Source organism: Pseudomonas sp. GW823-FHT06E10 (genome assembly GCF_058794995.1).
The window spans coordinates 418,955-431,265 of record NZ_JBXAHJ010000001.1 but is presented as its reverse complement, the minus strand read 5'-3'; the positions used below and the strand labels follow the sequence as shown (position 1 = coordinate 431,265).

The 12,311-nt window shown below is 53.8% G+C and carries 13 protein-coding genes and 1 pseudogene; 11 read left to right on the top strand and 3 right to left on the bottom strand.

Features of this window, described 5'->3' with window-relative positions:
* Positions 1 to 114 precede the first annotated feature (114 nt).
* Positions 115 to 501 (top strand): COG4315 family predicted lipoprotein, encoded by a 387-nt coding sequence (locus tag AC1Q6Y_RS02010; protein ID WP_090452175.1) that lies wholly within the window; start codon positions 115 to 117, stop codon positions 499 to 501.
* A 121-nt stretch (positions 502 to 622) separates the two neighbouring features.
* Here the strand turns inward: AC1Q6Y_RS02010 and ubiA are convergent, their stop codons facing one another.
* A complete protein-coding gene (ubiA, locus tag AC1Q6Y_RS02005; RefSeq protein ID WP_057712729.1) occupies positions 623 to 1,513 on the bottom strand; it encodes a 4-hydroxybenzoate octaprenyltransferase in 891 nt (296 codons plus the stop codon).
* Positions 1,513 to 2,076 (bottom strand): chorismate--pyruvate lyase family protein, encoded by a 564-nt coding sequence (locus tag AC1Q6Y_RS02000; RefSeq protein WP_340312795.1) that lies wholly within the window; start codon positions 2,074 to 2,076, stop codon positions 1,513 to 1,515. Before AC1Q6Y_RS02000 ends, ubiA begins: the two co-directional genes overlap by 1 nt.
* 199 nt (positions 2,077 to 2,275) lie before the next feature.
* On the opposite strand from AC1Q6Y_RS02000, the gene AC1Q6Y_RS01995 reads away from it, so the two are divergent.
* The 3 genes from AC1Q6Y_RS01995 (at position 2,276) to AC1Q6Y_RS01985 (ending at position 4,083) form a co-directional block, all read left to right on the top strand.
* Positions 2,276 to 2,446, top strand: a complete 171-nt coding sequence (locus AC1Q6Y_RS01995; protein WP_007995385.1) for a rubredoxin — start codon at positions 2,276 to 2,278, stop codon at positions 2,444 to 2,446.
* A gap of 18 nt (positions 2,447 to 2,464) precedes the next feature.
* Complete coding sequence (locus tag AC1Q6Y_RS01990; RefSeq protein ID WP_008045504.1) at positions 2,465 to 3,613, top strand: NAD(P)/FAD-dependent oxidoreductase; 1,149 nt, start codon at positions 2,465 to 2,467, stop codon at positions 3,611 to 3,613.
* Positions 3,614 to 3,807: 194 nt separating this feature from the next.
* Positions 3,808 to 4,083 (top strand): HU family DNA-binding protein, encoded by a 276-nt coding sequence (locus AC1Q6Y_RS01985; protein ID WP_003195589.1) that lies wholly within the window; start codon positions 3,808 to 3,810, stop codon positions 4,081 to 4,083.
* 325 nt (positions 4,084 to 4,408) lie between these two features.
* On the opposite strand, the gene AC1Q6Y_RS01980 is transcribed toward AC1Q6Y_RS01985, so the two are convergent.
* On the bottom strand, positions 4,409 to 4,540 hold the full coding sequence (locus tag AC1Q6Y_RS01980) for a DUF2388 domain-containing protein (RefSeq protein ID WP_492624019.1): 132 nt from the start codon (positions 4,538 to 4,540) through the stop codon (positions 4,409 to 4,411).
* 621 nt (positions 4,541 to 5,161) lie between these two features.
* On the opposite strand from AC1Q6Y_RS01980, the pseudogene AC1Q6Y_RS01975 reads away from it, so the two are divergent.
* The 7 genes and pseudogenes from AC1Q6Y_RS01975 to AC1Q6Y_RS01945 form a co-directional block, all read left to right on the top strand.
* A pseudogene (locus AC1Q6Y_RS01975) lies at positions 5,162 to 5,294 on the top strand (hypothetical protein); the annotation flags it as partial.
* A gap of 47 nt (positions 5,295 to 5,341) precedes the next feature.
* Positions 5,342 to 6,346 carry a TauD/TfdA family dioxygenase gene (locus tag AC1Q6Y_RS01970; RefSeq protein ID WP_492623965.1) on the top strand — a complete coding sequence of 335 codons (1,005 nt, stop codon included), beginning with the start codon at positions 5,342 to 5,344 and terminating at the stop codon, positions 6,344 to 6,346.
* Between the two features lie 32 nt (positions 6,347 to 6,378).
* Positions 6,379 to 7,563: an amidohydrolase family protein gene (locus tag AC1Q6Y_RS01965; RefSeq protein WP_492623964.1), complete on the top strand. Its 1,185-nt coding sequence runs from the start codon at positions 6,379 to 6,381 to the stop codon at positions 7,561 to 7,563.
* Between the two features lie 147 nt (positions 7,564 to 7,710).
* On the top strand, positions 7,711 to 8,562 hold the full coding sequence (locus AC1Q6Y_RS01960) for a hypothetical protein (RefSeq protein ID WP_492623963.1): 852 nt from the start codon (positions 7,711 to 7,713) through the stop codon (positions 8,560 to 8,562).
* A gap of 322 nt (positions 8,563 to 8,884) precedes the next feature.
* Positions 8,885 to 9,271: a helicase gene (locus tag AC1Q6Y_RS01955; RefSeq protein WP_492623962.1), complete on the top strand. Its 387-nt coding sequence runs from the start codon at positions 8,885 to 8,887 to the stop codon at positions 9,269 to 9,271.
* A 166-nt stretch (positions 9,272 to 9,437) separates the two neighbouring features.
* Positions 9,438 to 10,781, top strand: a complete 1,344-nt coding sequence (locus AC1Q6Y_RS01950; RefSeq protein WP_492623961.1) for a hypothetical protein — start codon at positions 9,438 to 9,440, stop codon at positions 10,779 to 10,781.
* A gap of 205 nt (positions 10,782 to 10,986) precedes the next feature.
* Positions 10,987 to 12,231: an NHL repeat-containing protein gene (locus AC1Q6Y_RS01945; RefSeq protein WP_492623960.1), complete on the top strand. Its 1,245-nt coding sequence runs from the start codon at positions 10,987 to 10,989 to the stop codon at positions 12,229 to 12,231.
* Positions 12,232 to 12,311: the final 80 nt, after the last annotated feature.

Below are 12,311 nucleotides of genomic sequence, written 5' to 3'. Positions count from 1 at the left end.
TTAGATAACGGAATTATTGCAGTCGTGTGACAGTATTTTAGTCGGTCGGCGATTGGCGGGATCCTGGGCTAAGCTTTAAGTCCGAATCCTGACAACCACAAAAGGAAGGTTTCCATGAAGCAAATCTCGCAATCCTTCAAGGCTCTGCTACTGGTTGCGGCGTTTTCCTTGCCGACCATGGCCTTCGCGGCTGAGCCGGCGATGATGAAAGACGGCATGATGGTCGACCATAAGGGCATGACCTTGTACACGTTCGACAAGGACACTGGCGGCACGTCGGTATGCACCGGTGAGTGTGCAAAACACTGGCCGCCGCTCAAGGCTGAAGCGGGTGCCAAGGCTGAAGGTAAATGGACAGTCGTCCAGCGTGACGATGGCACGATGCAATGGGCCTACGACGGCAAGCCGCTGTACTACTACGACGACGACAAGAAGCCCGGAGACAAGACGGGCGACATGAAGAACAAGGTCTGGCACGTCCTCCAAGGGCCGAAGATGTAAGACATCTCATGTAGGAGCGAGCCTGCTCGCGATGAGCGTGAACGATTATGCGGGCCGTCTGGATAACCGCGTCGTCTTCAAATTCATCGCGAGCGGGCTCGCCCCTACACACGATATGGCGTTAACGCACTGCGTAATCCAAAACAATCCCCACAAAAATCGCCAACCCTGCCCAATGGTTGTGTAAAAACGCCTTGAAGCAACGCATGCGGTCCCTGTCGCGGGTGTACCAGAACTCCCAGGCAAAGCAGCCCGCGGCCGCCAGTAATCCAAGGTGGAACCAGCCACCGAGGTCGAACTTCGAACCCGCCAGCAACAGGCAACCCAGCGCCAGCCCTTGCAGGGTCAGGATGATCGCCCGGTCCGCGTCGCCGAACAGAATCGCCGTGGATTTCACGCCGATCTTCAGGTCGTCATCGCGGTCGGTCATCGCGTAATACGTGTCGTAACCCACGGTCCACATCAGGTTGGCGATCCACAGCAGCCATGCGACAGCCGGCAATTCACCGGTTTCTGCGGTGAACGCCATCGGCATCCCCCACGAAAATGCAGCGCCCAGCACCACTTGCGGGTAATAGGTGTAGCGCTTCATGAATGGGTAACTGAACGCCAGTGCCAGGCCGCCCAACGACAGCCAAATGGTCGCGGCATTGGTGCACAGCACCAGCAGGAAACTCACGCCCATCAGCAGTGCGAAGAATACCAGTGCCTCTTTGGAGCTGATCTTGCCGCTCACCAGCGGCCGCTGCTCGGTACGCTTCACATGACCATCGACCTTGCGGTCCGCCCAGTCGTTGATCACGCAGCCGCCAGCGCGAGTCAGTACCACGCCAAGGACGAAAATCACAATGTTGGCCAGGGAGGGCGAACCCTTGCCGGCAATCCATAGCGCCCACAGCGTAGGCCAGAGCAGCAGGTAAATGCCGATCGGCTTGTCCATGCGGGTCAGCTGAATGAAGTCCCAGGCCCGAGGGTTCAAGCGGTTCAAGGACTTGAGCAGGCTTTGGTACATCAACGGTTCTCCGATTGGGCGCAGGCGGCGTCCCACAGGGAAGGCAGGAAAATTTCGGCCACCAAAACGCTCAAGGCACCGCGGTCGAAGCGCGAGCGGCGGCCCCACAGTCCAGGCGATTGCACCTCGGCGGGCAGCCACGCTTGCGGATAATGGCAAACCTCGATGGCCCGGCGCTGGAAGGCCTGATCGCAAAACAGCAATTCGCCCAGCGAGCGGCTGCCCAGTTCGTCCATGTGCAAGCCGTCGCCTTGCAATGCACTGCGTGACGCCACGCTGCGCGCAAACACCCACGCCTGGCCATGACCACGCAAATACACCTCACGGACCCAGCCCTCACTGCCATCGGCCAGGTCCAGTGCTGCGCATTCGTCGGCACGCAGGGGCTGCCAGCCTTCGAACATCGGCGAGACGCTGAAGGCGTCATTCGACAGATGAATCAGACGTCTGGTCAGCGAGCCTTCGTCGAACAGCCAGTCGAGGGTGGAGGCATCGGGGAGGGGCGTCAGTTCGCTGCGCGAGAGCCAGAGAGAAGCTGGAGAGGGGGATTCTGTGTGATGCACAATGAGTCATTATTGGCAGCAAATGAGGCGGCGAGCTTAACATGTCAGCCGCCGATATCGATTGAAATGGCCTGCCGTTGCGCCGAACAGGCTTGCATCCGATGGCTCCGATCAGTACAAAACGCGCTGAGTTGGACGGCAGTGCTACAACCATCGACCGTCCGGCCGGCAAAACGCCTGAACCCTGAGGAAGTACCTGATGAAAAAGTGGCAATGTATCGTCTGCGGCCTGATCTACAACGAAGCCGACGGTTGGCCGGATGACGGCATTGCGCCGGGCACCCGTTGGGAAGACGTCCCGGCAGACTGGCTGTGCCCGGACTGCGGTGTGGGCAAAATGGATTTTGAAATGATCGAAATCGCTGCCTGAATAATTGAGGAGTAAGGAATGAACGCACCTGTCGTAATCATTGGCACCGGCCTGGCTGGCTACAACGTGGCCCGCGAGTTTCGCAAACTCGATAGCGAAACCCCGCTGCTGCTGATTACCGCCGATGACGGGCGCTCCTACTCCAAGCCGATGCTCTCCACCGGCTTCGGCAAAAACAAGGATGCCGACGGCCTGAGCATGGCCGAACCCGGCGCCATGGCCGAACAGCTCAAGGCTGAAATACGCACCCACACGCGCATCAGCGGCATCGACCCGGGCCACAAGCGCTTGTGGATCGGTGAAGAAGCGGTGATCTACCGCGACCTGATCCTGGCCTGGGGCGCCGAAACCGTGCGTGTACCCATTGAAGGCGACGCGGCAGACTGCGTGTTCCCGATCAACGACCTGGAAGACTACGCACGCTTCCGTGCGGCGGCAGCCGGCAAGCGCCGCGTGCTGCTGCTCGGCGCCGGCCTGATCGGCTGCGAGTTCGCCAACGACCTGACCCTGGGTGGCTACGAAGTGCAACTGGTTGCGCCGTGCGAACAAGTCATGCCGACCCTGTTGCACCCGGCGGCCGCCGCTGCGGTGCAGGCAGGCCTCGAAAGCCTTGGCGCTCGCTTCCACCTCGGGCCGGTGCTCAACCGCCTGCAACGCGTGGCTGACGGCCTGGAAGCGCACCTGTCCGATGGCCAGGTGATCCCGTGCGACGTGGTGGTCTCGGCCATTGGCCTGCGCCCGCGCGTCGACCTGGCGGCTGCGGCCGGTCTGCAGGTCAACCGCGGCATCATGGTCGACCGGCACCTGAAGACTTCCCACGCCAACATCTACGCCCTGGGCGACTGCGCCGAGGTCGACGGGCTGAACCTGCTGTACGTGATGCCCCTGATGAGCTGTGCGCGAGCGCTGGCGCAAACCCTGGCCGGCAACCCGACCGCCGTCACCTATGGCCCGATGCCGATCACCGTCAAGACCCCGGTCTGCCCGTTGGTGGTGTCCCCGCCGCCACGGGGCGCAGAGGGCATCTGGACAGTCGAAGGGCAGGGCGCCGACATCAAGGTTTTATGCCGCGATGCCGCGGGCAAGCTGCTCGGTTACGCCCTCACCGGTGCCGCCGTGATGGAAAAACTGGCCCTGAACAAAGAGCTTCCGGCCCTGTTGGCATAAATACCGGTCGTTCTGTCGGAATCACCCCCCTTTTGCCCTAACAATGGCCGCGCCGATACTGGCGCGGGGCCTCACTGCGTGCCATCCTCACTCCCGTCTGCCGCAGAGTAGAGCACCTGCGGCGCTTTGGGCGCTGCTCCATAGAGAGCAGCACGGACATAACAACAACAAACCGTCAAAGGGGCTTCACTCACATGCGTAAACCAGACCTCGCTGCAGCCATTGCTGAAAAAGCAGACCTCACCAAAGAACAAGCCAACCGCGTTCTCAACGCCGTTCTTGAAGAAATCACCGGTGCCCTGCACCGCAAAGACAGCGTGACGCTGGTGGGCTTCGGCACCTTCCTGCAACGCCATCGCGGTGCCCGCACCGGCAAAAACCCGCAAACCGGTGAACCCGTCAAAATCAAGGCCAGCAACACCGTTGCTTTCAAGCCTGGGAAATCGTTGAAAGACAGCGTTAATCCGTAATCCGTTTTCACCTTCCGCGTAGCGGGGGAGTGGAATAAAAAATGGGCACGCCAACCAGGGTTGGGTGCCCATTTTTTGTGGGGGTAGAAAGTAATACCAATCAGTTAAGCCATGGTGCGATCCGTAGCAGCTGGCGAAACCAGCGTCTGGCTGCGCAGCAGTCACAAAGTCAGACATTGGGTGAGCATGCCCACCCTGCACATCGTCTGCGAAATCGGCAGTAATGGCGCTGATGGACAGCGGGTCTTCTAGGGCGTTGGCCAGGAGCGCTTAAGTGATTTTTTAATTGGCAGGCGCTTGGTTATTTATCCATAGGCAGCGAGTACTAGGTGGGCAACTCTTTCTTGCTTGGCTGAGGACGAGCGTACTGCTCCAAATACGTGCGCAAAGCAGATTCAAGCATGGGTCCATTGAGTTCGCCGTCGGTAGCAAGATAGGCTGCTGCATTGTCTTTCACTGCCTGAGTGTAGTGTTTATAGAGGCCATCTGTAGTGGCATCCGAGGTCGAAGTGAGCGGTCCGACCGTTATGTAGAGAAACCCAAGTCCAGTTGGTGCCGGGTATTCAAGGAAACCATCGTTTAATAGGCGGGTAAACCGTCGCACCCTACAGCCCGAACAGAGCCGCCAGTTACGAGTGTGAGTCGGGCAACCAAGCAACACCTGAAGGCAACCGCCAATTTTTTACTGCGCGCTTGGGCCTGCGTAAATTGCGTCAACACGCTAACAAGGCATTGGAAGGATTGATGTAGGACGCTTCTATTGCCATGGTCAGAAATTTTCTTTATTTCAGAATGATGTATCTGAACCTGATCAAGAAACTTCTTAAGCTTGTCGCGTAGACTTTAAGTTCTGTGCGCGCCGATAAAGATGCATTTCGAGAGATCGCTTGATAATTGAAGAAGTTACATAGAGGTGGCGCGGCGATTTAACTGGCTGTTCTCATGTGCTTGCATTTTCAGAAGCGTCCTACATTTTTTGTTTGCTTTTTTTGTCATGCTTTGGTGGCTTCTGGTACAGGGGCAGATGTCATTGAAACTTCAATGGGTGAATGAGCGTGATTCTTGAAAAAGGCCATGGATGTCTTATTCAAGTAGGCTTCAGTTCATTATATTGAACTCGCTAAAATCTCTGTTTCAAAGAGAGTTTCGCTGGCGAGAATGTGCGCTTTTCGAAAGAGCATGAAGCGCTGGAACACGAGTTGGAAAAGGCAATATAGTCATAACCGTTTATACAGAATTCTATCGTGATGGTGATTGCATGGATGAGTCATGTAGAGATGCCAATATTTTTCGTCTGACAGATGCTGAAAAAGAGGGTGTTCACGACGCACTGGTGGATATTTGCTACGAACCGACAGGGGGGCGAAATTACATTCAGAAGATTCGTACGACTGCATATCGGATGTTTTCGGAGCGTTTGATTGAAAAGCTCGAGTCGCTGAAAAGCGACGATGCGTCTTACTGTGTGTTCGAAAATCTTCCAGTGGATGATGCGTTCGGTAGTCCACAACGAGACGCAGACAGTTTGAATTTCAAAAATGGGTATTTGTCCGAAAACGTATTAGTAGCGTTAGGCAGTTTGATTGCAGAGCCTTACTCCATCGGGCACGAGGGGCCGAAACTGGTAAATGATCTTGTTCCGCACCCTGAAGCGGTAGCCGAATACACCGGTAACGGGTCGGAGGTAGAATTGGACTTGCACACTGAAAATGCTTCCCAGACTTACGACACCCGTGGCGACACATCGCCATTAGCTCTAATGCTGCTTGGGGTTCGCAGCGATCCATACACCTCAGGCCCGAAAACTTGGGTTGCCGATGCCAGGGAAGCGCTCAAGACACTGAGCGAAATGGACATTCAACTGTTATACGGCAAGCATTTCATAATCCGGCAGCCTTATCGCTGGAGAAACAGCAGTGCTCAATCTAGCGAAACCCGCTTGTATCCCATATTGACCGGGCCTATATCTCATCCGCGGGTCACCGCTGCATTTTATCCAGATATGGTTGTCGCCGTTGATGAGGCGGCAAAAAATGCCTATTCGAAATTCTACGAAGCTCTTAAACAAGTCGCCCACGCAGTAGATATCCAGCCCGGAAAATTAGTGTACATAAACAATCGATTTACGCTGCATTCCCGTGACAAGTTCATACCCAGTTTCGACCCGAAAGGTCACGCGTATCGTTGGGTCCAGCGTGTGTTTCTCACCAATAACTTGTGGAACTTTCGATCGTTCAAAAAGAGTGGTGCTCGAATCTTTTAACCCCTGCTGGCTGATTTCAAGAGGTAAAGTTAATGTCCGATGCGAAACGCTACACGTCAATTATCCATAATATAGGCACGCTCCTAACGGGCGAGCTCGATATTCCTGTCATTGATGCAGACACACTGGTCAGCGTTGACGGCATGATTACGTACGTCGGTCGCGTTGAAGATGTAGATTTTTCAAATGCGGATCTGCTGATCGATGCGAAACAGAGCACCGTCATGCCCGGCTTGATCGACAATCACACTCACCCGACCCTTGGTGAATATAGCCCACGTTCCGGCAACCACAATTGGATCTGGCATTCACTGCAGGGCGGAGTCACGACCATGATTTCTGCTGGGGAAGTGCACGTTCCGGGGCTACCCACTGACAGAGTCGGCACTATCGCAATGGCAATTGCCGCCCAGCGCTCCTTCTCCAATGCCCGCCCTTCCGGGATAAAAATGGAAGCAGGTGCACCACTGCTCAATAATGAGTTTACGGATCAGGACTTTGCCGAAATGGTTGCCCAAGGCATCAACCAACTGGGAGAGGTCGGCATAGGCCCGGTCAAATCCGTAAGCCGCGCAGCCGAATTGGTCAAGATAGCTCGCAAGCACGGCATGACCTCTATTACCCACACCGGCGGTCCTTCGATCTCCACCTCTCAGAGAATGGGCGCAGAACAGATCCTTGAAATTGCGCCGGATATTATCGGGCATATCAATGGCGGCTATACCGCATTGGCGCCAAGCCAAATTCGGTGTCTGTGTGAGGGCTGTCTGGGTGCCTTGGAAATCGTACATAACGGGAACGAGTTTGCGGCGGTCACCACCTTGAACTATGCACGAGAAATGAACCAACTCGACCGCATAGTAATTGGAACAGATTCGCCCGCTGGCTGCGGGGTTCCCGCGCTCGGGATGCTCAGAGCCATTGCCTTGCTGAGTAGTTTCGGCGACGTACCTCCGGAAAAGGCCGTCTGCTTTGCAACGGGCAACACTGCAAAGGTACGAAAGTTGAACCGCGGAATTCTGAAAGTCGGAAGAGAAGCCGACATTCTGATCGCTTGCGGCCCTTTGGGTGGTGCAGAGCCCAGCGTACTGGGCAGTTTCAGCAGTGGCGACCTTCCGAGCATCACCTCGATTCTGATTGATGGGCGCTTGGTAGTGAGGCAATCCAAGAACTCACCACCGCCATCCGTCACACCTGAGATAACACTCCGCGCCTAAATAGAGGCGTCCTGTGAAGGACGCCGGTTTGAGAGCACTTGCATGCATAGAATCCTACCCGAAATCACCCGCAGAGGGCCTACAGTCTTGGCCTCCGGTTGCGCGATTGGATTGGCTATCCCTCATCTTGCAGACCTGGCGAGACCGTTGCTGCCCGTCATGGTATTCATATTTGTATTAGGTACTCTCCTACGCATCAACAACGCTGAAGTAATGAGAACGGCAAGAAACGTTAAAATATCGCTGATATTTCCAGCCTTGATGGTTGTTGTTTGCCCTTACATTTTCGGAATGGTTTCGCTCTATCTCAGTGGTAATCAGGAATTGTCTCTTGCTATAGCCATCGCCGTTGCAGCTCCGCCGGCCAGCGGAAATGCTGCAGTAGCGAGAATGCTCGGACTTGACCCCTCCATGTCGCTGGTGACCGCTCTATGCTCAATGGCAATTATCCCTATTACCGCTCCGCTGATACTCCATGTTTTCGCTGATGGGCTTTCACTCTCCATAGACCCTATTGATCTGGCCATCAGACTGGCAATATTGATAGGAGGTGCCGAAGGGGCCGCAATATTGATACGTCGCTTTTCGCAAACATTCGTTGCAACACATGGCTTGGCTATCGATGGTGTTGTCGTGATTGCTCTTTTCCTTTTTGCAGTAGGGACGATGGCTGGCATGCAACTGATTATTCTGGATAAACCCTCGCTCGCCATTTCAATGATAGCTATCGCCTACAGCATAAATTTTTTCCTACAACTGATCATGGGCTGTCTGTACCCTGGATCATTGACATCGAAATTCACCATGGCACTCAACGGCGGTAACAGAAATGTTGGACTATTATGGTCTGCTCTTGGCGTCAGTCTGTCCCCGACCATGGCGTTGTTTTTCGCATGCTGCCAGTTGCCTATCCACACCATGCCGAAGATACTTCAGTTTGTTTTGCCTAAAATTGAGAGATTTTTGCGTAAGCTAGTTGTAAGTAAAAATCAAACTTGAGCTATTACCATCTGGAATTACATATAAAATTACGCACACACAAGAAAATATCAGGCAGATCGCGGAGCTCTCATCGTTGGAGTCCAAGACCTGTATGTGAACCGGGGGCTTGTCGCAGGGCTAGGAGGCTTTGCCCATACCCAGGTTAGGATCAGTAAACCTAGCTTCCGCAAGAGGTTGCGGAGTGATGTTTATTCAATGACTTGGCAGTCATCTGCGTCAAAAAATATCCCATCTTCTTCTAACGCTACGCAACAGTGGCGTTCTCGTTCGAAGCCGTTAAACTGCCCCAGCCGTTCATTTTCCTTCTGAGGCTGTGCGCATGAAATTTCGTTTTCTGCTGTGGATGCTGGGTTTGTTGATGGGTAAGGCCAGCCGGACCAATCCGGCGTTTCAGCAGCAGCTGGGTGACAAGGACCTGGTCTTTCAGTTGCAGACCCTGGACGGGAAAGTGGCGCGGCATTTCCGCGTGAAGGATCAGCGCATCACCAGTCAATCGGGTGTGCATGCCGAGCCTGCGTTTGCGATTGCCTTTAAAGATGCCGCGTATGGCTTTGCCACGATGCAGGCGAAGAACAAGCAGCTGGCATTCATGACGGGGATCCAGGACAAGTCGATTCAAATCAAGGGCAACCCGGCGCTGGTGATCTGGTTCCAGGGATTGACCAAGTATTTGAAGCCGAAGAAAAAGGCTGCTGTTGGTCGTTGATAGGGCATCGCAGAGCTATCGTTTCGAGCTTGATCGAGTCGAATTCTGATTAAAAAAAACTAAGCAACTGTCATTTTTGACAGGTTACAGCTGCCTTTTTTGCATGCTCCACTGTGCTGGGTGTAGCGGGTTTTTCACCCTTTACTCAGCACTGTGGAGTGGGACCATGAATCACAAGAAGAAAGACGGAAGTGCGGGAACCCTCGACCCGCTATTTGGTGACGGCGGGAAGGTAGAGTTAACGCATGAGGGGGAGCGGGGTAATAACCCATACGCCATTCTTGCGCTGAATGACAACAGGCTGCTCTACGCTGATCGGAAGAATTTGGGTTCGAAGGCGATCAGGGTAAGGCTGATGCATTCGAACGGTTTCTTCGATGGTCAGTTTGGCGTCGGCGGTTCGGTCGAGCTGTCTGCTGGAGCGAATTACTCTCCTTATGAAGTGGGGCTCTGTTCATACACGAATGACAAGTGGCTTTTGACTTGCCAGGTTTATGATTCTGAATCTGAAGCTCCTTTATTATTTATTGCACGGTTGAATATAAAGGGCGAACTGGACCTTTCCTTCGGCGAAGGCGGCATAGCGACTATCAATTTGTATGACCTTGTAGGTGTGAAACATAAGCCACAATCTCAGGCAAATCCCAAGGTAGAGAATATAAATCCGAGTGGACGCTCATCTCGTGCCTCAAGTTCTACTGCCGGTTCAGTGGTCGTGCAACCTGATGGCAGGATCGTTCTGCCGCTGACTTTCATCGGTGCAGGTCTTGAAAACGGATTGGTGATTCGGCTAGCGCCAAATGGTTCTCCTGACAAAAGTTTCAACGGTGCTGGTTTTGTGTTTGTTGAGCTTGAAGGTATTGAACATTGGGCGAGTCACGCTACGAGCGTCGCGGTACAGGAGAGTGGAAAAATCACTGTCTACGGTACTTATTTCATTTGGGAAGAGGCTCGTAATTATGTGGTGCGATTCAATGAAGACGGGCAGCTCGACGCGGACTTCAATAAAGGAACGGCAGTCATTATTGTTGGCCGTGAATCTGAGTTGCTTTATGCGGGTAGCATCGCGATAAGAGAAAGTGATGGTGCAATTTTAGTCGTAGGTGGTGCTTACCGGAGCGCGAAGACAGAAGGGGTTATTGTCGTTCTAGACGCCGCAGGCGCTACTGACCCTGGCTTCAATGGCGGCCAGCCGTTGTTCTCCAGCATGTTGACTGAGGGGGTGGAATGGGATTTCTGTGGATGGCAAAAGGAAAGCCAAGCAATCATCGTTGCTGGTAGTGGAGGCTCAAACGCCATAAATACCTCATTATTGTTGGCACGCTTTCTCCCGGATGGCTCTTCGGACTCATCTTTTAATGGTCAGGGTTGGACTCAATTCAATGAGGCAGCCGGGCCTTCAGGATATAGGGATGCGGCGGTAATGACCGACAACAAAGTCGTCCTTTGCGCCAATGTGAATATAGGCATAACCAGCTCACATGGCTGCTTGGTGCGCTACCTGACATGAGGTGTGTGAAACGATGCCTGACGGGCAAGCCTCGATCCTACAGGATTCAGGTGATCCGTAGGAGCGTTGCCCGCGATGCTTTCAGCCTTGAGTGAATTGCGAAGCCGGTTCACGCAGGAGCACTTCGGCTTCGAGTTCTTTGCTGACGGCAAGTATGGTCGGTATGTCCTACTGGCCATCATTAGATCATTCAGGGAGCACGATTATGAATCATAAGTCAGGTGCGACAGCGGCGGGCACTCTCGATCCGTCCTTTGGCGGGAACGGCGTGGTGAAAATGCCGAGCAGAGCAAGTGCGATGGTTGCTCTGTCGAATAAAAAATTACTCGTTGCTACCGGGTGGAGAATTGACTCACCACATACCGTGGCACTATTTACTGAGAAGGGTGCGCTCGATGAGGCCTTTGGAGAGGGCGGCATAGTTGAAATCCCTGATAGAAATGGAATCGGGATTTACCCGGACACAATCGTTGCGCACCAAAGTGGTGGTTACCTGTTTAGTGGCACCCAGATCACGACTTCCGAAAAACTACATGTGTTTCGTTTACTTGACGACGGCCAATTGGATGAATCTTTCGGCGATGGGGGCATAGTTACACTTTTAGCCGCCGAACTTGGGAAGGGCACCAGGTTTGTTGATGGCCGTGTGGCGAAAGCGACTACCGATACACAGTTCTTCAGTTCCGGTTGGATGGTCGTTTCTGAACATGATGCAAAGATCTACTTGAGCCATTCCCTTGCAACCGATAGTGGTTTAAAAGGGGTCGTTTACCGTCTTAACCAAAATGGATTGCGGGATACGAGTTTTAATGGCGGTCATGTATTGATTGAATCGCCAGACGCGGGGATAGGCCTAGGGGGGCTGGCCGCTCAGGGCGATGGCGTCTTGGTCGGGGGTACGATCTTCGCCGCCGGCGGCACCTTGGGAAATGCTTTCGTAACCCGCTATAGCCAAAATGGAGCTATCTATACTTCGTTCGGTGATCGAGGAAGAGTCGTCATCCCCAACGGTGAAGATGACCGAAGGTCTTTTCTTAGCTCCATAGCGCTGAGCCCGGGCGGTGCGATTGTGGCAACTGGCTATTCAAACAAGGGTGGTGTCATTAACGGTTTGATTACTGTTCTTAACAGTAGCGGCAGCTTCAATCTGATTTTCAACAAGGGAGTGCCGTTGTTTGCCGCCTTCCTGAACCAGTTATTTTTCTCGAAAAATGCCACGCAGCAGGATGGAAAAATCGTGGTCACCGGGTGGGCGGATGGAGGCTACTTGATGGCTGCGCGTTATGACCTTACAGGCTCTCTCGATCTAACGTTTGGAGACCAAGGTTGGGTCATTTTCCTCGATGAGACGGGGGCGCGACACAATGAAAGCGTGCTGACGGCGGATAACAAAATCGTCATTCTTGGAAGCCGGTCTCTACAACCTTTTGCGGTTCGTTACCTTGCGTGAGACCGGGTTGTACTCTTCGCGGGCAAGCCCGCTCCCACAGGGACCACTTAAACCCTGTGGGAGCGAGCTTGCTCGCGATG

Excerpts from the sequence above, each read along its gene's own strand:
- AC1Q6Y_RS01950 (WP_492623961.1), top strand. The coding sequence starts at position 9,438 with ATGAATCACAAGAAGAAAGACGGAAGTGCGGGAACCCTCGACCCGCTA.
- AC1Q6Y_RS01985 (WP_003195589.1), top strand. The coding sequence starts at position 3,808 with ATGCGTAAACCAGACCTCGCTGCAGCCATTGCTGAAAAAGCAGACCTC.
- AC1Q6Y_RS01945 (WP_492623960.1), top strand. The coding sequence starts at position 10,987 with ATGAATCATAAGTCAGGTGCGACAGCGGCGGGCACTCTCGATCCGTCC.
- AC1Q6Y_RS02010 (WP_090452175.1), top strand. The coding sequence starts at position 115 with ATGAAGCAAATCTCGCAATCCTTCAAGGCTCTGCTACTGGTTGCGGCG.
- AC1Q6Y_RS01990 (WP_008045504.1), top strand. The coding sequence starts at position 2,465 with ATGAACGCACCTGTCGTAATCATTGGCACCGGCCTGGCTGGCTACAAC.
- AC1Q6Y_RS01955 (WP_492623962.1), top strand. The coding sequence starts at position 8,885 with ATGAAATTTCGTTTTCTGCTGTGGATGCTGGGTTTGTTGATGGGTAAG.
- AC1Q6Y_RS01970 (WP_492623965.1), top strand. The coding sequence starts at position 5,342 with ATGGATGAGTCATGTAGAGATGCCAATATTTTTCGTCTGACAGATGCT.
- AC1Q6Y_RS01965 (WP_492623964.1), top strand. The coding sequence starts at position 6,379 with ATGTCCGATGCGAAACGCTACACGTCAATTATCCATAATATAGGCACG.
- ubiA (WP_057712729.1), bottom strand. The coding sequence starts at position 1,513 with ATGTACCAAAGCCTGCTCAAGTCCTTGAACCGCTTGAACCCTCGGGCC.
- AC1Q6Y_RS01995 (WP_007995385.1), top strand. The coding sequence starts at position 2,276 with ATGAAAAAGTGGCAATGTATCGTCTGCGGCCTGATCTACAACGAAGCC.